This is a genomic window from Mesorhizobium sp. WSM4976 (assembly GCF_029625685.1).
In the GTDB taxonomy this organism is placed as follows: Bacteria; Pseudomonadota; Alphaproteobacteria; order Rhizobiales; family Rhizobiaceae; genus Mesorhizobium.
This window is the reverse complement of the sequence record NZ_JARTVT010000002.1, coordinates 270,029-288,943: the sequence shown is the minus strand read 5'-3', so window position 1 is coordinate 288,943 and position 18,915 is coordinate 270,029. Positions and strand designations below refer to the sequence as shown.

The window sequence follows — 18,915 nt, the reverse complement described above, 5'->3', positions numbered from 1 at the left end:
TGCCCGCCGAGCCGATCCGTAAGACCCACTTCAGCTAAGTAGGTTAACGAATGCTTAAACGCGCGAGCCATGGTCACGCGATGGCCTTCCTATCCCGTTGTTTTTCCAAGGGCTTTTCGGAACACGCAACGCATTTCACCGGCAGCGTAAAGGCCGACCAGCCCTCCAGATGCCGGGAAAAAGGGCCAGACTTGCTTGAGGTGTTCAAGACAGACAATCCGACATGTCCTCAGAACAGGGTGAAGGCGCCACTGTACCCTGAGAGGGCGCTTACAGCTCGGCCGAAGAAAGAGGGGAGGGGACCTCACCGGCAATAGCTGTATCCGAGTTGTCTGCAGACCTTAATCATTTGGGCCGATATGCCGGCCTCATTGCCCGTCAGCGGGTCAACAACGAACGAACCAAGGCGTATTTGGCGTCCACCATAAGGTCATTTCTAGCCCACTGGCTGCATAGGTGGAACAGACAGTCAACCCTCGTCACTCACCAACGCCGCTTGGGAATGGCCGTATCAGCGACATGACACATTTGGAAGCGGCATGAGCGACACTGAACGAAGACGTGCACTTGAACTGGCACGCGCCGCCGAAAGGGGCACGTTGATCCGGCAAGTCGTCGCCATTTCGGCTTTGATCCTCCTTATCCTCCGAGGACAGCGTGAGCGCAGCCTTGCACTGCTTGTGGAGGCTCGCCTCGCCAACCTGAATAACCCAACTGTGTTATCGCTCTTTGCCTTCTGCAATGTGCTGGCCGGCGGCCGAAAATGGGCAGGCAAGCGTTCTTGGAGGCATATGAGATTTCTCCTCCGGGGCTGGTAGACTACGAACTTCTCCTCGGCATCAACCTGTCCCATATTTTGAGCGTGCAGTTTGGCGTCTGCGTCAAACGGGCGCTTAGGAGCATAACAGCCAATGGGAGTGGCTGGCACACTTGGGCACGTGAAGCCCAAGTCCCGGCCTCCAGTCCAAACGAGCTCCCTTCGACAATGACCATAGTCGAATGGGCTGATCTTCCAACCCGGCATCGCGCGTCGCCTGAGGATTAGGAGCGGGCTGCCCAGAGCCTGGCCGGAGGGCGGATGGGACTGACCTAGGGAAGGCTCCAGCGTTTCAACGTCCCTTCGGGATTGCATCCACAACGTCCGCATGAATGAATCGCCGGTCCCGGACACCGTAATTACAGCCGGTTTTGGTCGGACCTCTGCGTCGAGCTAAGCAACCTCCGAGGTAGATTAGTTATCGCTAATATGCTATGCAGATAGGCAGAACTTGAGGGACAATCCAATGGGCCGACTGCAATGGCTGATAGCCCTGATCTGTTCTGTCTGGGCAGGCGACGCCTACGCCCATAGCTGGTATTCGGGCAAGACCGATCCTGTTCTTCATCTCGAGTGCTGCGGCGGTCACGATTGCCATCCGGTCACGTCAAGCGACGTCAGATCGGCACCGGAGGGCTATTACGTAAGGCAACCGCAGCCCTATTCTCGCAACGACCCGCCGACAGGCGAATGGTTTGTCCCACGGGACCGCGTCCAATCAGCCCCCGACGACAATTATCATATCTGCGAAAACCTCTATCCGACGTACCGCGTCGGCAAATTGCGGATGCGATGGACGTGCTTCTTCGCGCCGCGAACCACCGCATCGAATTCAAACTAAGACGCTTTACGAAAGGCCATCTGTTGCGACAGGACATTGGTGCGATGAGTCAATTTGACAGCGAACTAGTTCGTGACCCTGCGGACCTAGGCTTCGACAAGGCGCGACTGGCGCGACTGAAGCAGTGGATGCAGCGCTATTCCGATGCCGGACGCTGGCCTGGCGGTGCGGTGCTCATCGCCCGCCACGGAAAGCTCGCCTATTTCGACTGCGCCGGATACGCCGACGTCGAAGCCAAGCGGCCTTGGCAACGCGACCTCATCGCCCGCATCTGGTCGATGACCAAGCCGGTCACCGCCGTCGCGCTGTTGATGTTGTACGAGGAGGCGCGCGTGCATCTCGACGATCCAGTCGAAGCCTACCTGCCGGAATTCAAGGACATGCAGCTTTTGATACCGGGCGCAACGTCGCTCGACCAGACGGTGCCGGTCAAAACCAGGATGACGATCCATCATCTGCTGACCCACACATCAGGTCTGAGCCTGTTTACAGGTCCTCGCCTGCTTGGTGAGGCTTATGCCAAAGAAGCGCTCGGCCTTGCCAAGGACTATGGTGGGCTCGACAAGATGGTGCGCAGGATCGCCGAACTGCCAATGGAATGGGAACCGGGGACGCGCTGGCAATACAGCGCCGGGTCCGATGTCATTGGCCGCATCGTGGAAGTCGTTTCCGGGAAGCCGCTCGACGACTATTTTGCGAAGCGCATTTTCGAGCCTCTCGGCATGACCGACACCGGCTTCTCCGTGCCAGACTCTGGGATCAGCCGCTTCCCCCCGCAGTATGAGGTGACTGCCGCTGGCATGGCTCTGAACGAAGCGCCGGAGGCTTCGGCGTGGCGGCAAGGAAAGGTGGATACGTTTTGCGGCGGCGGTGGACTCGTCGGAACCATCGACGACTATTGGCGATTCGCCGAAATGCTGCGCGCTGGGGGTGAGCTGAACGGCGAACGCATTCTCAGTCCCAGCACTTTGAGATTGGCTACATGCAATCACCTGCCTGGCGATCTGGCCGCAATGGCAACCGAAGTCTGGGCCGAGACCCAGTTTGACGGCGTCGGCTTCGGTCTGTTGGGCTCCGTCGTCCTCGATCCGGCCAAGGCGCAAATTTCGGCGCAGGTGGGCGATTATGGCTGGGGCGGGGCGGCAGGCACCTTCTTCTGGGTGAGTCCGGTAGACGACATGGTAGTCATTCTCTTCACGCAACTGCTGCCTTCGAGCGCTATTCCGGTACGCAAGGAGTTGCGCGCACTCGTCCATGGCGCATTGACGGGAACCTGAAAACGTCGCCGAATGATGCGCGAAACAAAATGCTAATATTTCACCATTCGGTTCGCATTGGTTGGCGAGTGGAGGCTGACAGCGTGGCGGGGAAAACATGCGGATCGCAATGATGGGAGCGGGCGGCATTGGCGGCTATATCGGCGCCAGGCTTGCCCAGGCGGGTGGGGACGTGAGCTTTATTGCGCGCGGAGCGCATCTTGCAGCAATGCTTGAGACGGGCCTGAGTATTGAAAGCGATCTGGGCGGCTTTGTTCTGAGGCCTGTGTCCGCCAGCGAAGCGGCGGTCGATATTGGGCCCGTCGACGTGGTGATCTTCGCAGTCAAGCTTTACGACAGCGAGGATGCCGCTGCGTCCATGGCACCGCTCATAGCCGACAACACGCGCGTCATTACGCTGCAAAACGGCATCGACAGCGTCGAAGTTCTTCGTCGCCATGTTGAGGGCGACCGGGTGATCGGTGGCGCTACTTATCTTTCCGGCTTCATCAACAAGCCCGGCGAGATCATTCATTCCGGCGGGCTGCCGCATATCCTGGTCGGCGGCCAGCACGATCCTGTCATCCAAAAACTGAAAGCGCTTTGCGATCGCGCCATCGGGCTTGAACTGAGACCGGTTTCCGACATCGATGATGTGCTTTGGGAGAAGTTTGTAACGCTCGCGCCGTTCTCGGGAGCGACATCGCTGATGCGCTCGGGCATCGGTCCGATACTTGCCGATCCGGAGGCACGCCTTTTCATTGCACAGTTGAGGGATGAAGGGATGGCGGTGGCCGCGGCGGCAGGCCACCCGATGGCCGATGGATTCGTTGACCGCGTGGTGACCAGATGGTCCGCCTTTCCGCCGCATGTGAAATCCTCGATGGCCAATGATCTCGAACGAGGGAAACCCATCGAGGTCGCGTGGCTTTCCGGGCGCATGCATCAACTGGGAATGAAGTTGGGTGTGGCTACGCCAGGTCACACGGCGGTGTTTCGAGCGCTGCATCTCCATGCACACGGACTGCGAAACTAGAGTTCCAACCTGCGGACCGAAGACTATGGCCGGGGCCATCGAAGCGATATTTGACGACCCGAACTCGGTTGCCCGCCGCGGTAGCATAGGGCGGAACGTCCCTTGCAGCGACAGCATGTGCCCCTGTGACTGGGCCATCGCCGGCGTCAGCGATGCTCATGACGCCACATCTTTTTCGCTTGGTCCAGATCGATATTCCAAGGCGTATCCACCGAGTCGGACGGTGCGAATGGCGTCTAAATCCGATGATTGCCGGAGCGACCTTCGCAAACGGCTGATATGGACGTCGACCGTGCGTGGTCCGACATAGACGTTTCGGGGCCAAGCCGCTTCGATCAATTCGTCTCGGGTCAGCACCTTCCCCGGATGTTCCAGCATATGCCGCAGGAGTTTGAACTCGATAGGTCCGAGCAGGATCTCCCGGCCATTGCATCGCACGTGATGCGAGTCGATCTCCATTTCGACCCCGCCGTAGCTTAACGATGCAGGCCCATCCGGCCGCGATCGCAGCGATCGGCTGCCGCTCAATCTTGAATGCAGACAGTCGAGCAGCTTGGCCGGCGCGAATGGCCGCACCAGGATTTCGTCCACTCCCGATTTGAGCAAGGCGATATGCTGGGTTTCGGCACCAGGTGCGATGGAGGCGATCAAGGGCAGGGCGCTCGCGCGGCCGTCCTGCCTGAGCCGTCTGCAGACCTCCGCCATTGCGTTGCAGGCCCGGCAGTCAAGAATGCCTGCTTGCGCTTCGGTCTCGCCGGCCAGTTCAAGCATCTCGTCGGCATCGCTGGCTAACGCGGTGGTGAACCCTTCGACCGCGAGGATATGGCTGAGGACCATGTAGAATTCCGCATCTTGCGAGCATATCAGGATCAATGGCTTCATGGGCGTGCTTCGCAACAGGCAGCCTACACAGCACGCGAAAGGTCGCGGTGCTGCTTGGCCTTCATCATTTGACTGCATCCGCCGCCCAACACGCGGGTCGACCTCAACGGGTCGTGCCCGCCCAAGCGAATGCTGAATTCAGCTCAACTAATTGATGACCGGCAATCGGTCTGGGGACAGTTCACTTAGGAACTCAGGCCCCCCATTTCGAACATAAATTACCTCCTCGAACTGAAAAACGGCCCCGTCGATCTCGAGCTTCGGTTCGAGGTGCAAGATCATGCCATCCTCGATCGGGTCCGGATTGTCCCTGGAGATTGACGGAGGCTCGGTGACATCGAGGCCTCCGCCGTGGCCGATCCGCGAGACAAGGCCGTAGACGGGCGGCAACCCCGCATCGCGCCAGAGCTCCTCGAAGTGCGCAAAGACGTCGCCGCAGGTCATCCCGACTCTGACGCCTCTGGCTAACGCCACGGTCACGGCACGCGTCCTCCTATAGGCATCGACTTCCCAGTCCTCCGGGGCGCCACCACGGGCGATGCGATTTCTGTCGGCCGGATAGCCGCCATATGTGGAGCGGAAGTCCGTCCATGCGTACTGGCCCGCCTGCAATGGCTGCATGCCTGGCGGTCTGCCGTAGTTGAATTCGCCCCGGCAAAACGTCATCGCGATCGGATCGGCGGCCTCAGCGCCATTCATAATGATGCGGGCCTGGATCTCACGGCACAGCTCTACTTCGGTAATCCCCAGACGGGCCTCGGAAACTGCGTCATCGAAGGCGTTGTTGACGATCTCGAACGAGATGCGTTTCAGTTGAGCCTCGAACGGTGACTTGACGACGCGGGTGCGCCACAATAGTTCCGTGGCGCTTCCAAGCCGATAGCCACGGGCTCTCAGACCATCGGCGATGGCAAGTGACCCGCGGCCATACATGTCCTGCCCATAGTCTATCGCGGCATTGACGAGCCCGGTTCTGGTTCGGGCGCCAATCTCGTCGACGATGGCGCGGGCACCCTCCTCGAGATAGCCGGCGTAGTAGCGAATAGAAAACGCGCGCTGACGCGCCTCGAGATTTCGCGTTTCGATCTTGTTGGCGACCACAATGATCTCGTTGTGGCCAAGCACAGCGAACAATGGCCGGGAGTGATAGCCCCAGGACAGTGTCCGGTAGTCTGTGAAGTATTCGATGTTCTTCCTGTCGGTGAGGATCACGAAGTCGACATCGTGCCTCGCCATCTCCTGGCCAACCCTTGCCAGGCGCGTGGCCAACTCGTCCAAAGGCACCTCGGGTGATGGTGGCGCTGGCAGCATCCTCGTCTCCTCCTCGATCTTCAGATGATTTGCTCGATGACGGGCATACCCCGCTAGCGCTTGCGCTTCTTTGGCTCCGCTTCGAGCTCGACCATGCAAGCCAGACGATCGAACGGAGACTCTGCGACGCCGTAGACGCAAAAGGACTTGTCGGTGGTGTCCAGCCGATAGAGGCGACGCAAGGTCGGATAGCCGTTTGGGATGGTGAAGGTCTCGCGTGCCTGCTCGGATGCGGGTGCGGCGTCGATCAGGAGCTTGGTCCTGGTGAACTTGGTGCCGCGGGCGCGAAGCGCGTCGCCGATGAACTTCTCGCCGAACTCCTCGACCACGGCATCGTCGAGCGATCGGGGCAGGTAGGAGGTGTCGTACATGATCGGCGCCTTGTCGGCGAAGATGACCTTGCGCACGCACAACATCAGTTGACCTGGCGGCTCGAGCGGATCAAAGGCCGGATCGACTATCTTTTCCCTGGTCAATGAGACAAGTGAAATGGAAAGCTCCAGGCCGAGCCGCAGCGCATCGGCATGGGAGGTCAGGGAGAAATCGAGGTCGCGAATGAACCGGCGGTGTTCCCTCACGAAGGTTCCCAGTCCCGGCACCGATCGCAATATCCCTGTGGGCTGGAGATCACGAAGCGCCCGCTTGATGGTGATCGCGCTGACCCCGAATTCCTCCGACAGGGATGCGGTGGAAGGGAGAGCCTGGCCAGCTTCATATTCCCCGCTGCGCACCCGGCGCATGATTTCCTGCCGCACGTTTTCGTGCAGAACGGTCCCAATCTGTCCGGCCATTTCGCCTCACTCAGCTGCAGGTATACCAGGAATATCTATACGAACGCGTTGGTTGTGTCCATCCCCGCGCTGCTTTAGCCGACGAAGCATGCTCACGGGGGTGCCTCTTCACAAAAATCAAACATCGGCTTAACAAAAGTTTGACATACCTGGTATACCTAGACTAACTAGATCTGGACGGCCGTGACGGATATTCGGGAGAAAGCGATGGCGAGCATGAACACACTCTGCAAAGCGGCGGCGGGAATGGTGACGGGCCTGGCCTTGGTGGCTCTATCGACGGTGCCGCTGAGAGCGGAAACGACGCGCGAGCGCGTGCTGAGGGAAGGCACGATCGTCGTTGGCATCTCCAATGGCGCGCCGTGGGGCTTTCGCGGCAAGAACGGCGAAGCCGAGGGGTTCCATCCCGAGTTGATCCGGGCTGCGTTTGCAAGTCTTGGGGTCGGCCGGGTGGAGATTGCGGTGACCGAATTCGGCGCGCTGATCCCGGCGCTCAACGCGCAGCGCTTCGATGCGATCGCCGCGGGTCTCTACATCACGCCGGAGCGATGCCAGCTCGTCGCCTTCAGTGATCCCGACCTGCAGCTCGCCGACGCCGCGGTGGTGGCCCAAGGCAACCCGAAGCAGATCCACAGTTACGCACAGATCGCCTCGGACCCGGCAATCAAGTTCGGTGTCGGACGCGGCAGCACGACGGCGAAGAATGCCGAGGCTGCAGGTGTGGCGCAGGATCGCATGCTGCTTTTCCCCGACATCCAGTCCAACATCTCCGCCTTGCTCACAGGCCGGATCGATGTCGCCGCATTCTCGGCCCCAACAGTGGCTCGTATCCTGTCCGATCAAAACATCCACGGCATAGAGCGCGCGCTGCCCTTCCAGGGGCTTCAGGACGGCGGCAAGGAGCGCTTCGGCTATTCCGCCATTGCATTTCGCAAAGACGATGGCGACCTTCGCGATCTCTACAATTCCAGGCTCAAAGAGCTTAAGGCCGACGGCACACTCGCCAAGATCATGACCAGGAACGGTTTCAGCGATCAGGAGAAGGTCCCGGATCTGACCAGCAGCCAACTCTGTAACGGACAAGACTGAGCCTGCCACGCGGCGACAGGCTGCGGTGACGAGGGCACACCGGATACCATGAGACCGCGTGCCGGCACCTTTATCAGGTCTCCGCGCTGCAAGACAAGAGGATCAAGAATGTCCGGCGTAAGTTCGTTCGAGATATTTGCAGGTATCTTCGATGGGTTCCGCATTACGGCCACGGTGACGGCGTTGGGCGCCCTCTACGCGATTCCCTTCGCCCTGGTCTTCGGTATGGCGCAATATCTGACGACAGGCGGGGTCCGCTTGGCCATCACCGCGATCATCGAGTTCTGGCGAAGCTCCGCTGTGATCATCCTGCTCTTCTTGTTCTATTACGTTCTTCCCGTTGTCGGCATCCATCTGTCCGCGATCACCGTGAGTTCGATGGTCCTTGGGTTGAACACGGGCGGTTATGGGAGCCAAGCGGTGAGGGCCGGCCTGCAATCGCTCGAGCGCGGCCAGGTCGAGGCGGCCCTCGCGCTCGGGCTGCGGCGTGGCCATGCGCTCTACCTCATCGAGTTGCCGCAGGCGCTCAGAAGAATGGCGCCGGCCTTCGTCAACCTGTTCATCCAGTTGATCAAGGGCACCGCGCTCGTCTCGCTTGTGACGCTGACGGACATGACGTTCCGAGCCAAGGAGATTGCCGAGCTCTCCTACAATCCGATCGGCGTGTACACCTCGCTTCTGCTGGCCTATTTCGTGGTCTGCTATCCCGTCACGGTGTTCGGCCGATGGCTGGAGCAACACATGGGCCAGGGAAGGGAGCTCACCCATGAACTTTGATCTCGCCTTCGCTCTTTCAACCGTTCCGGAAATCCTGAGCGTCATCGGAACGACGCTCGTGATCGCGATCGCCGCCTGCGTTGGGGCCTGCCTGATCGGATTCAGCTTTGAGTTGCTCCGGCGGGCTGGTTCCATCACAGGCTACCTCATGCGCTTCGCGATCGATTTCATCCGATCGACACCGGTGCTGGCCTGGCTCTATTTCCTCTATTTCGTGCTTCCTTATTGCGGTGTGACGCTGCCGGCGCTGGTAGTCGGCATTGCCGGCTTGAGCATCTATTTCAGCGGCTACCTCGCGGAAGTGTTCAAGGCAGGCATCGACGCCATCCCCAAGGGCCAGAGCGAGGCCGCGCAAGCGCTTGGTCTGCGGCGTCGCGACGTCCATATCTTCGTGCTGGCGCCGCAAATGCTGCGCAATGTCGCCGCTCCCATCGGCAACTACTTCGTCTCGATCCTGAAGGCGACACCCTATTTGGCGGTGATCGCCGTGCCCGAGATGCTGGGCAAGGCGTTCGACATCGCATCCGACACCTACCGGTACGCCGAGCCCCTGACGGTTGTCGGCATCGCCTTTCTCGTCCTGGCTTTGGCCGTTGCACAGGTGGTCAGGCTGCTCGAGCGGAAACTGTCGAGGTCGAGCCGATGATGACTGATCTTGCAGCACCCCTGACACCCCTGGCTTCGCGGCCAACGGCGACCGTTGCGGACGGCAACTCACACCTCGCCAAGGCTCCGGTGCTGGAAGCCTCGGGGCTGAACAAATGGTTCGGTCGATTCCACGCCTTACGGGATGTCGATCTCGTCGTCGCGGAAGGCGCTCGCATCGTCATCTGCGGCCCGTCGGGATCGGGGAAATCGACGCTGGTCCGATGCATCAACGGCCTGGAAAGCTTTCAGGGCGGTACGCTTCGCATTGGCGGTGAAGAACTCACACGCGACAGCAAACGCCTGCAAGCGGTGCGGCGCCAGGTCGGGATGGTCTTCCAGCAATTCAATCTGTTTCCGCATCTGACGGTGCTCGCCAACTGCACCCTGGCTTTGCAGCGAGTGCTTGAGATGAATGGGCCCGAGGCCAACGAGATCGCGCAGCATTACCTCGGTCGCGTCGGGATCGCCGAGCAGGCGCAGAAATATCCCGAGCAGCTTTCGGGTGGCCAGCAGCAGCGTGTGGCGATCGCTCGCGCGCTCTGCATGAAACCCAAGGTCATGCTGTTCGACGAGCCGACATCGTCGCTCGATCCCGAGATGGTCAAGGAAGTGCTCGACGTAATGATTGAGCTCGCGGACGCCGGCATGACGATGCTTTGCGTCACGCACGAGATGGGCTTTGCCCGTCAGGCGTCCGACCTGGTGGTGTTCATGGATCAGGGCAGCATCGTCGAGGTCGCGCCGCCAGCCACCTTCTTCGCCGCTCCAACGCAGGAGCGGACGCGGGCCTTCCTGGACAAGATGATCCACTTGTGATGATGAGGTTCTGACGATGGCTGGTGAGACACGGATCTGGACGCCGATCGACTATGAGGCCGAGGGCAAGCAGGCCGACTGCCTGAGATTGCCCTACTCCTCCGATCTGTCGGCCTATGGCTGGATCCCGATCCCGCTGGTATGCATCAAGAACGGCGTCGGCCCGACGGCGCTCCTGGTAGCCGGCAACCACGGGGACGAGTACGAGGGGCAGATCGCCCTTGCCAACCTCGCCCGCACGATCCGGCCGGACCAGGTATCGGGGCGCTTGATCATCCTGCCGGCGCTAAACTTTCCGGCCGTCGCGGCCGGCCGGCGCGTGTCGCCGATCGACGAGGGCAACCTCAATCGCCTGTTCCCCGGTGACCCGTACGGCTCGCCGACCCAGATGATCGCCCATTATGTCAGCGAGGTCCTGATCCCGATGGCTGATCTTGTGGTGGACCTGCACTCGGGCGGCCGCTCGCTCGATTATGTCGCAAGCGCGCTGGTGCGTCCCGGCCGAACACCGGACGAGCACGCCTCACTGCTCGGCTTGATGGAAGCATTCGGCGCGCCGGTCAGCTTCGTCAGCGACGGCACGGGTGGCGGCGGGGTGACGACGTTGGCCGCGGCGGCACAGGAGCGCGGGGCGCTGGCGCTGACGACCGAGCTTGGCGGCGGCGCGACGCTGTCGAGGCAGGGCCTGGCGCTTGCCGAGGCAGGACTGAAGCGGGTGCTCAAGGCCCATGGCGTGATGCCGCAAGCTGTGGTCGAGGCGGCGCCCCGGACGCGGTTCATGACGGTCAAGGGTCACGGCGCCTTCGTCTATGCGCATGAGCGCGGCATCTTCGAGCCGTCGGCCGAGCTGGGCGAAGAGGTCGCCAGCGGTCAGATGGCGGGCCGCCTCCATTTTCCGGGTCTGCCGACACGCGAGCCGGAGACCTTGCTCTTTCAATCCAGCGGCCTCGTCGCGACCCGCAGGTTTCCCTCGCTCACCAACCGCGGCGATTGCCTCTTCAAACTGATGGTCGATCTGGACCTCGGACCAGAACATGCCCACCACGCGTAAACCCTTTGGCTGGGCTCAACCCGAGGGTCGTGGGATTTCGGTGCATACGTTGCGGCGCCAGGCTGCCGGTTGCGGATTATTTCGAGGGGTGCCCCGCTTGCCTGAAGCAAAAGAGCCCTGCGAGCCTTGCGGTGGAATACGAGGCGTTCCCGACCTCCCTCGAGAAGCTCGCCGATTGGCAGGTCTATCCTGAGCACGTGACGCTCGGCGAGGGCGACACGCCGCTGGTGTCATTGGAGGACCTTGCCGGCGAGACCGCCATCCGCACGCTTCATCTCAAGAACGAGGGCGCCAACCCGACCGGATCGCACAAGGACCGCATGAGCCGCTTTGTCGTGCAGCGCGCCCTTGAAGCTGGTGCTTCCACCGTCGCCGCGGCCTCCAGCGGCAACGCAGGCGTGTCGCTTGCAGCCTACGCCGCCAAGGCCGGCCTGAGCTGCGTGGTCGTCACCACATCGGAGATGAACCCGACCTGGCGCCGCGCGATCGAGATGCACGGAGCAACACTGCTTGCAGCCGCCAGCCCGGAGCGGCGCTGGGAGGTTGTCGCCCAGCGGGCGCGATCCCGCGAATGGTTCCCCGCCACCAACTTCTCGCTTCCCGCTGTCGGCAGCAACCCGTTCGGCGTCGATGGCTACCGGTCGCTTGCCTTCGAGATCTTTCGCGATCCGGAAGGACGGCAATGCACCGATATCGTCGTACCAACCTCGAGAGCCGATCTCCTGTGGGGGATCGCCAGGGGATATCGCGACCTGTGGACGGCCGGGTTCCTCGACTTGCCGCCGCGCGTCCACGCGGTCGAGCCCTTTCCTCGGCTTTCGAGAGCGCTTGCCGGCGAGGACTATCGGGGGACCTTTCCGGGCAGTTCAGCCTTGACTTCGATCGGTGGGTCGACCGTCACGTTCCAGGCCCTGGACGCGATCGAACTCTGCAAGGGGTCCGCTGCGGCCGTCGGCGATGCGGCCGCGCAAGCGGATCAAAGCCGTCTGGCGCGCGCCGGATTTTATCTCGAACTGTCGAGCGCTGCCGCGCTCAGCGGCTTGCGCGCCCTTGTCGCCAACGGTGTCATAGGGCGGGAGGCCTCAGTCGTGCTGATCGGCACGTCGAGCGGCCTCACCGAGGTTGCGACGTTCTCACACCCGATCGCGGCAATAGATTAGCCGATGAACATCGCGGCGGCGCGGCGATCCTGCCCGATCAGTCAGGAGGGTTTGGCGGAGCCGCGAGGCAGGCCAGCAGCGGCTCAGTCTTGCCTTCCTTGAGCAGCGCGATCGCCTGGATAAGCATGTCGAGGTCGGTCTCGCTCAGGAGATCGCGTCCGAGATCATGAAGCTTCTCCTCGACGGCGGATTGGTGCATTGGATTGTTGGGATCGCCCAGCGGTCGCGGCACGTCGCAGAAGCGCTCATATCCGCCCACGGTCATTTTCACGCGCGCCGGCGTGCGCACTGGAAAGATCCCGGCGAGATCGTCCGGGTAGCGGATTTCGACCTTCCGGGCGAGCGCCACCACGTCGGCATCCAGAAGCGAATGGGGCCGCAGCGGCCGGAAGGCCTCTGCGCCGCGCAGCGCTGCAAGGGCCGCAGCAAACGGCACCGAGAACTGGGCGCCCTCAAGGGATCTCGGCGCGTGTTCGTTGGGGAGTTTGCGCGCCTCCGGGAAGATCTCCACCAGGAGGCGATCGATCGGCTCGTCGCGGCGATCCGCGACCAGCTTGAGCACCGCGTCGATGACGGGATGTGTGTAGCGGCAGGAGGCGTATGGCTTGAGATAGGTCTCGCTGACCAGCCAGCGGCTGCCGAGATCGGCGGTGATGGCCGCGACGTCGTAGGCGTGGGCACGGTCCAGCATGTCGATCGATCCGCTCATGCCCACCCCCGCCCGCTCGACCGCGAAAATGGCCGTCACGGTCGACCAGGGACTGCTGCCCTTGACCGAGCTTGCCTGGCAATCGCCCTGCGGCAGATTTTGCGGCGCCTCGGCACCGGCAATCGCGATGGCGTTTGCAAGCTGGTCCGGGCGCAAGCCGCGAAGCCATCCGATCGCCGCGGCGACGCCGAAGCCGGTCCATTGCCCGCTGGCAAAGCTCATTGTGTCGGTGAAGCGTCGCGCCGCGGCAATCCGCAAGGCAACGTCATAGCCGATCGCGGACGCGGTCAGCACGTCATGGCCATCGCTGCCAAGAATGGCAGCTTCCGACAACACCGCGGGAACGATAGCGGCGCCCGGGTGACCCGCCGCCTGGCAGTGACCGTCATCGACGTCGAGGGAGCTGGCGGCCGCGCAATTGGCGAACAAGGCGCCAAGGACGTGCAGACCGGTTTCCGCGAACCAGGCAGGCTGCTCTCCGGGCCCGAAGCAGGCCCGGGCGGCCCGACGCGACAGCTTGGCGTTGTCGGTCGGCACGCCGCCGATGAGCGACGCCAGCGTGTCCAGGATGGCCCGTTCCGTCTTCGCAACGACCTCGGCCGGCAGATGATCGTAGCGCAGTTCGCCGACGAAGCCGGCGAGTTGTTCGGTTACAAAGGTCATCAAACTCCTCCATTCGGAATACCTAGTATACCTGGTATTGCCTATTGAAAAGAGTGTCACCGCAAAAACCGCCCGCTTCAGATTCTCCCGAGGCGAAAAGCCAGGATGTGTTGATCGCCGACGGGTCCGTGAACGATCCTTCCGGTATCGACGAAGCCCGACTTGAGATAGAGCGCCTTCGCCGGCGCATTGCGGGCGTTGACAGCAAGCATCACTTGCGAGGCTGCGCGGCGCCGAGCCCGAACCCAGGAAATCGCCAGCGCAACGGCAGCGCTGCCGTAGCCCATTCCCTGAAAGGCCTGGCGGATGCGAAAGCTGTGCAGCGTGACCGCGCCGTGAGGCGCCCAATCGGGCAGGGCCAGTTTCTCGCGCAGGACGAGGAAACCCACGGTGCGGGTGCCCGCCACGATCGCGAAGGGATGCTCCATCCTCGGGTAAGGGCTCGCTTGCAAAGCATCGAAGACGGCGTCCACCGAGCCGGCGAATTGCTCCTGTTCGGAATCGAGCGTCAGCTGCCTGATCTCGTCGCGATCAAGGACCGTGACAGTGCGCAAGGCGATTGCGGCTCGGCCACGCCGACCAGGGCTTGGTTGCGGGTCCTGATTGGGAACCCCGCCAGCCTCCGACCCAACTTTCATGGCTCGATCCTTCGCGTGGACACAGGAGGGCTTGAGGGTATGGCCCGGCGGTTGTCGCCGGGCCGAGGAGGACCTGCCCTTGCCGAACAGAACTGCAGCCAGAGGATCAAGCCACTGCAGCAGGCAAAGGCACATGAAAGGCTGACGAACATAGCCCTTGGCGAGAAGCCCTGAAGGAGCGATGGAAGAAGATATATAACGATCGCCGCCAGGCCGATCGCGGCATCGATGTTGCTGCGCACGCGCCCGATCATGCCTGTCGAGACGGCCTTCAAGATCGTCACGTCGCAACCGGCACGAATAAAAGTGAAGGAGAGCCCAATCGCTCCCTGCCAGCACAGAGCCTCGGTCGCAGTCCCAGCGCTAGAAAAGCCTCCCGTCGCCACCGCGAGAAGGACGGTGCCGGCGCCAACCATAGCCCTCTCGGCCATCCGTCTGGAAAAGACGGCAAGAGCTACGCTCCCCAGCACGCCACCGCCCGAATACATCGCGGCAAGGAAGCCGTAGGTCTCGGACGAACTCTTCAAATCGAAGCGTGTGAAAGCGGCGAGCAGCGCGTTTGACGCATGCGCCGATGCGAAGGCCAGGATGAGACCAAAGCAGGCAATCCTGACTTGCGCGTTGCCAAAGGTCTCGGAAAGCCCTCGAGCCAAATCCCGGCCGTGCACGCCACGAGACCGCGAAGGAGCGCTATCCTGGTCATCGACCAGACCGGCGAGCGCCGCCGCGACAAACGAAAATCCAGCGCACATCAGAAGGCAGGCTGTCACGGAAAAAGCTGCCAGGCAGAGCCCGCCGATAACGGCACCGACAATGTTTCCCACTTGGCCGGCGAGGATACCTCGGGACACGGCCCGCATCAGGGCCGCAGCACCCGCGCGCTGAAGCAGGGCCTGGCTGCTGGGATAGGACAGAAGCGAACCAAGCGAGACGAAAGTGGCTGTCGCGTAGAGCGCCGCAAGGGGGGTTGGTTGCGACCCATACACCCAGGTGACCACGCTAAGCGCCGCCACCCCGCTGCCGTGGATCATCTCTCCGGCCGCGAAAGCCCGCCGCCGATTGCTTCTGTCTATGAGGTGGCCGGCGAAGGGGCCGATCGTCAATGCCAGGATCTGCCAGCAGATGAGGACCTTGCCGACGGAACCGACATCGCCGCTGATACGCAGCGCCAGCCAGGAGATCAGGACAATGTACATGCTGCGCGCGCATTGCATGTGGAAGAGCACCGCGTAGATCAACAGGATCGGACGACCGGAGCGGGCGCTCAGCGCGCACCGGGATTGGACCAGCTTGCCACCAGACGGCATCGCCGCTTCTCCTGTCAGCCGCTTTGTCCGACGTTCGCGCAACTGAGGCTGTCGCCTCGGGGAGACGACCGGGTTCGCCACAAAGGACGTGGAGGTCTTCAACCCGGTGCGTGCCGCAGCACGTCGTCCAGCGTCCTGCGCCTCCACAAGAAGCGCGACCAACCAGGCATTGGCGCCTGCGGGGTATCGACGGTCAGCGGATCCTCACGAGCCGGGTCGCCCCAACCGGTGACGGCCTGCAGCCAATCCGGATCGTAGACGGTTTCGACATAGCGGTTTCCCTCGTCGGGAAAGAGGGCAACCACCTTCTTGCCCGGGTTGGCCTGCGCCCACCACCTGGCAACGCGATAGGCCGCGCCGCTTGTCGGCCCCATGAAAAGGCCGTGCTTACGGTTCAGGTCATGCGTTGCCTTGAACACCTCGGCTGGGGTCAGCCAGTGAACCTCGTCGAATTGGCGGTGGTCGACATTGCGAGGTAAGATGTTGCCGCCAAGACCGCTCAGGTTCAGCCTGCCGCTTGGCTGGCCAAAGAGCACGCTGTTCGGTGTGTCGATGCCGATGGCGTAAAGATCGGGAAACAAGGTGCGCAAATAGCGAGAAGTCCCGCTCATTGAACCTCCCGAGCCGACAGGGCCGACCAGGCAGTCCAGATGCCCTATCCGGTCGATGAACTGCCCCGCGACCTTGGCGTAGGACAAAGGGTTGTCGGGATTGTCGTATTGCGAAGGCCAGTAGCTGCGGGGCACATCGCGCAGGTAGACGGCAAGGCGGTCGAGCCGAGCCTGCTGCAAGCCACCTGAGGGTGCGGGGTTCTCGACGATGGTGACATCGGCGCCGAGTTCGACGAGGCGCCGATGAAGGTGACGATCCAGCGCCCAGTCGCTCACCAGGATGAGCCGATAGCCGTGCTGGACGGCCAACATCGCAAGTGCCATCCCGAATGTGCCCGACGAGGATTCGCAGATGGTCCCTCCCGCGCGCAACTGTCCGCGCTCGACCGCGCGCTCGAGCATGAATCTCGCTGGCAGAAGCTTCATCAGGAAGAAGCTCGCCCCGAAAAGGTCCCGGCCCAGCGGGACGATGCGTGAGTTCTCGAAATCCTCGACCTTGCGCATCAATGCACGCATCGACATGGATCATCCTCCCGCGCGCTGACCGCTAGTGACGGAAAATGGCCGGCTCGAAGCCGGAGCGCCGCAACGCGTCTGCCGCCCGGCCGAGATTTGCCGGGGCGTCTGCAACCGTCGCATCGAACATCAGTCCGACGACCGTGCCGCTGTGGGCGACCTGGACGCCGACGGCGTCATAACGAGCACCGATCGCCTCGATCTCGTCGAGCCGCGGCTTCGGCAGGAAGCGCTCGTTGATGCGCGCGCTCGCGGTTGCGACGCGGCCCACCATGCCCACATCGGCGTTGTTGATGGCTGTGCGCAGCAGGCTGCGCAGCGGACGAAACGTCTCGATCTCCAGCGCGTCATAGCGCGCCGGCTCGAAATCAAGGGTATCGACGGTTACGTCGGGCGTGGTGTCGACGCTGATGAAATCGATCGGCGGCAGCGGCCTGCGAAAAGCCTCAAGGACGACGCCGTCGCGGTGCGCGAACAGCACCGCCTGCTGCCTGAAGAAGGTCGAGTCACACGCGGTTTCGGCACTCACGGCGATTTGCATCACGTCGGTCGAGACCGCGTCGATCGCCAGCCAGTCCAACACCGCCAGGATGCTTGCAAGAACATCCGCCGTCGACGACCCCATGCCTCGGCCGATCGGAATGTTGCTATCCAGGACGAGCTTCCCGCCGGCCGTCGGCGGGCCGAACGACTTGAGGGTCAATTCGGCAGCGCGCCGGGCCTTTTCTCGACTGCAAGGCACGACGGTCACGCAGTCGCCTGGGCTTGGCGTAAAAGTCGTCCTGGACTTCAGCTGGCGGCAAGGGAGCGACACCAAAGCGCGACGAAGCCGTGCGCCATCGTCCTCGAACAGGCCCTGAACCAACTCGCCGTGATGCCCGATCGCTTCGCCATAACCCACGCCACCCCGCATAACCCGCGCCTCCTCGCTTTAAAAAATCGTGATTATATTGTCACTCGAAGCCGCATTGACTTTGTCACTCAAATCTAGTTCTCGCAACGCCCGACGAAATAAACTTATATTGTATATATATTACGAAAAGTTGCTATGATAATCTTATAGTTCGCATTCGCTTCAACTGTGACAAGCGCCAGCCGGGAAACCAAGCCCCGGTCGCTTCCGCGATGATAGGGCTGCCGTTGATCAAAATCGGTATCGAGGGCTGAGGGTCGGTTCTGAACGCGCATCAAGAGTTGCTAAGGCAGAAATGGCCGTCATGGTCAGGGCATCGACGACGGCGCCATCATCTTGTCGCGTTGCTAACCGTGCTTGTTCTGGAGCGCGTACCCGGCAAGCCGCACGGTCCGGATGCCCGCGCCAGACGAGGATTCGACCAGCAGCTTGCGCAGCTGGCTTATGTGAACGTCGACCGTGCGCGTGCTGACACCCGTAACGTTCGGCCAGGCGACGCCGATCAGCTCTTTGCGGCTGAACACCTTCCCCGGGTGCTCCAGCATGTGACGCAAGAGTTTGAACTCGATCGGACCGAGCGCGATTTCCTTGCCCGTGCAGTACACCCGGTAGGTATCGATCTGCATCTCGAGGTCGCTGAATATCAGCACTCGCTCGCTGCTGGCCATATTTAGTCCCTGCCGCTGCGGCATCACACGCGAATGCAGAAAGTCAAGAAGCATGGCTGGCGCAAAGGGTCTCACAAAGCACCGGTCGACGCCGGAGCGCAAGAGCTGAAGATGCTGCTGCTCGGCACCTGCATAGACCAGCCCAACGCAGGGGAGGGTGCGCGTGCGGGGATCCCGCTTCAGCCTTGCGCTCTCCTGCGCCAACTGATTGTCAGGCCGGCAGTCCAGCACGACGGCATCGAATCGAGGCCCAGGCTCAATGGCTCGCATGTCGTCAATGGAACTGACCAGCGCGCTGGAGAAGCCCTCGACCTCCAGGATGTAGCTGAGCAACAGATAGAAGTCCGCATCTTGCGAACAGATCGCGATTAAGGGCTTCATGCGCGCGCAGCTTAGTGTGCCGCCCAGCCTGCCA

Annotated in this window: 18 protein-coding genes; 9 read left to right on the top strand and 9 right to left on the bottom strand. The window is 61.9% G+C overall.

All coding sequences use genetic code 11. The annotated features are described in order from the left end of the window. The first annotated feature begins 539 nt into the window (after positions 1 to 539). The 3 genes from P9272_RS03725 to P9272_RS03715 all read left to right on the top strand — a co-directional run bounded on the left by P9272_RS03725 (position 540) and on the right by P9272_RS03715 (position 3,950). Positions 540 to 818 (top strand): hypothetical protein, encoded by a 279-nt coding sequence (locus P9272_RS03725; protein WP_278159113.1) that lies wholly within the window; start codon positions 540 to 542, stop codon positions 816 to 818. Positions 819 to 1,609: 791 nt separating this feature from the next. Then, positions 1,610 to 2,935: a serine hydrolase domain-containing protein gene (locus P9272_RS03720; RefSeq protein ID WP_278159111.1), complete on the top strand. Its 1,326-nt coding sequence runs from the start codon at positions 1,610 to 1,612 to the stop codon at positions 2,933 to 2,935. Positions 2,936 to 3,032: 97 nt separating this feature from the next. Beyond that, positions 3,033 to 3,950, top strand: coding sequence for a 2-dehydropantoate 2-reductase (locus P9272_RS03715; RefSeq protein WP_278159109.1), 918 nt, complete (start codon positions 3,033 to 3,035; stop codon positions 3,948 to 3,950). Between the two features lie 156 nt (positions 3,951 to 4,106). On the opposite strand, the gene P9272_RS03710 is transcribed toward P9272_RS03715, so the two are convergent. The 3 genes from P9272_RS03710 to P9272_RS03700 all read right to left on the bottom strand — a co-directional run bounded on the left by P9272_RS03710 (position 4,107) and on the right by P9272_RS03700 (position 6,934). After that, a complete protein-coding gene (locus P9272_RS03710) occupies positions 4,107 to 4,721 on the bottom strand; it encodes a response regulator transcription factor (protein WP_278159107.1) in 615 nt (204 codons plus the stop codon). 258 nt (positions 4,722 to 4,979) lie between these two features. Continuing rightward, positions 4,980 to 6,143: an aminopeptidase P family protein gene (locus P9272_RS03705; RefSeq protein ID WP_278159105.1), complete on the bottom strand. Its 1,164-nt coding sequence runs from the start codon at positions 6,141 to 6,143 to the stop codon at positions 4,980 to 4,982. A gap of 53 nt (positions 6,144 to 6,196) precedes the next feature. Continuing rightward, positions 6,197 to 6,934 (bottom strand): GntR family transcriptional regulator, encoded by a 738-nt coding sequence (locus P9272_RS03700; RefSeq protein ID WP_278159103.1) that lies wholly within the window; start codon positions 6,932 to 6,934, stop codon positions 6,197 to 6,199. 207 nt (positions 6,935 to 7,141) lie between these two features. Here P9272_RS03700 and ehuB point away from each other — a divergent pair, with 207 nt between their 5' ends. The 6 genes from ehuB to P9272_RS03670 all read left to right on the top strand — a co-directional run bounded on the left by ehuB (position 7,142) and on the right by P9272_RS03670 (position 12,475). Further along, the gene (ehuB, locus tag P9272_RS03695) at positions 7,142 to 8,023 is read left to right on the top strand and encodes an ectoine/hydroxyectoine ABC transporter substrate-binding protein EhuB (RefSeq protein ID WP_278159101.1); all 882 of its coding nucleotides are present in this window, start codon (positions 7,142 to 7,144) and stop codon (positions 8,021 to 8,023) included. Between the two features lie 108 nt (positions 8,024 to 8,131). Beyond that, positions 8,132 to 8,800 carry an amino acid ABC transporter permease gene (locus tag P9272_RS03690; protein ID WP_278159099.1) on the top strand — a complete coding sequence of 223 codons (669 nt, stop codon included), beginning with the start codon at positions 8,132 to 8,134 and terminating at the stop codon, positions 8,798 to 8,800. Continuing rightward, positions 8,790 to 9,446, top strand: a complete 657-nt coding sequence (locus P9272_RS03685) for an amino acid ABC transporter permease (RefSeq protein WP_278159097.1) — start codon at positions 8,790 to 8,792, stop codon at positions 9,444 to 9,446. The genes P9272_RS03690 and P9272_RS03685 overlap by 11 nt, the downstream gene beginning before the upstream one ends. Further along, entirely contained in the window at positions 9,443 to 10,264 is an 822-nt protein-coding gene (locus P9272_RS03680) for an amino acid ABC transporter ATP-binding protein (RefSeq protein ID WP_278159095.1), read from the top strand. Before P9272_RS03685 ends, P9272_RS03680 begins: the two co-directional genes overlap by 4 nt. Positions 10,265 to 10,280: 16 nt before the next feature. Further along, on the top strand, positions 10,281 to 11,315 hold the full coding sequence (locus tag P9272_RS03675; RefSeq protein ID WP_278159092.1) for a succinylglutamate desuccinylase/aspartoacylase family protein: 1,035 nt from the start codon (positions 10,281 to 10,283) through the stop codon (positions 11,313 to 11,315). 131 nt (positions 11,316 to 11,446) lie between these two features. Continuing rightward, positions 11,447 to 12,475, top strand: coding sequence for a pyridoxal-phosphate dependent enzyme (locus P9272_RS03670; RefSeq protein ID WP_278159090.1), 1,029 nt, complete (start codon positions 11,447 to 11,449; stop codon positions 12,473 to 12,475). A 37-nt stretch (positions 12,476 to 12,512) separates the two neighbouring features. Here P9272_RS03670 and P9272_RS03665 read toward each other — a convergent pair whose 3' ends face one another. The 6 genes from P9272_RS03665 to P9272_RS03640 all read right to left on the bottom strand — a co-directional run bounded on the left by P9272_RS03665 (position 12,513) and on the right by P9272_RS03640 (position 18,881). Then, positions 12,513 to 13,847 carry an MmgE/PrpD family protein gene (locus tag P9272_RS03665; RefSeq protein WP_278159088.1) on the bottom strand — a complete coding sequence of 445 codons (1,335 nt, stop codon included), beginning with the start codon at positions 13,845 to 13,847 and terminating at the stop codon, positions 12,513 to 12,515. Between the two features lie 77 nt (positions 13,848 to 13,924). Then, the gene (locus tag P9272_RS03660; protein WP_278159086.1) at positions 13,925 to 14,485 is read right to left on the bottom strand and encodes a GNAT family N-acetyltransferase; all 561 of its coding nucleotides are present in this window, start codon (positions 14,483 to 14,485) and stop codon (positions 13,925 to 13,927) included. Next, positions 14,482 to 15,939: an MFS transporter gene (locus P9272_RS03655; protein ID WP_278159083.1), complete on the bottom strand. Its 1,458-nt coding sequence runs from the start codon at positions 15,937 to 15,939 to the stop codon at positions 14,482 to 14,484. Before P9272_RS03655 ends, P9272_RS03660 begins: the two co-directional genes overlap by 4 nt. Continuing rightward, positions 15,891 to 16,925 carry a pyridoxal-phosphate dependent enzyme gene (locus P9272_RS03650; protein ID WP_278159081.1) on the bottom strand — a complete coding sequence of 345 codons (1,035 nt, stop codon included), beginning with the start codon at positions 16,923 to 16,925 and terminating at the stop codon, positions 15,891 to 15,893. The genes P9272_RS03655 and P9272_RS03650 overlap by 49 nt, the downstream gene beginning before the upstream one ends. A 25-nt stretch (positions 16,926 to 16,950) precedes the next feature. Next, positions 16,951 to 17,670 carry a GHMP kinase gene (locus P9272_RS03645; protein WP_278159080.1) on the bottom strand — a complete coding sequence of 240 codons (720 nt, stop codon included), beginning with the start codon at positions 17,668 to 17,670 and terminating at the stop codon, positions 16,951 to 16,953. Between the two features lie 509 nt (positions 17,671 to 18,179). Continuing rightward, positions 18,180 to 18,881, bottom strand: coding sequence for a response regulator transcription factor (locus P9272_RS03640; RefSeq protein WP_278159078.1), 702 nt, complete (start codon positions 18,879 to 18,881; stop codon positions 18,180 to 18,182). Between the last annotated feature and the right edge of the window lie 34 nt (positions 18,882 to 18,915).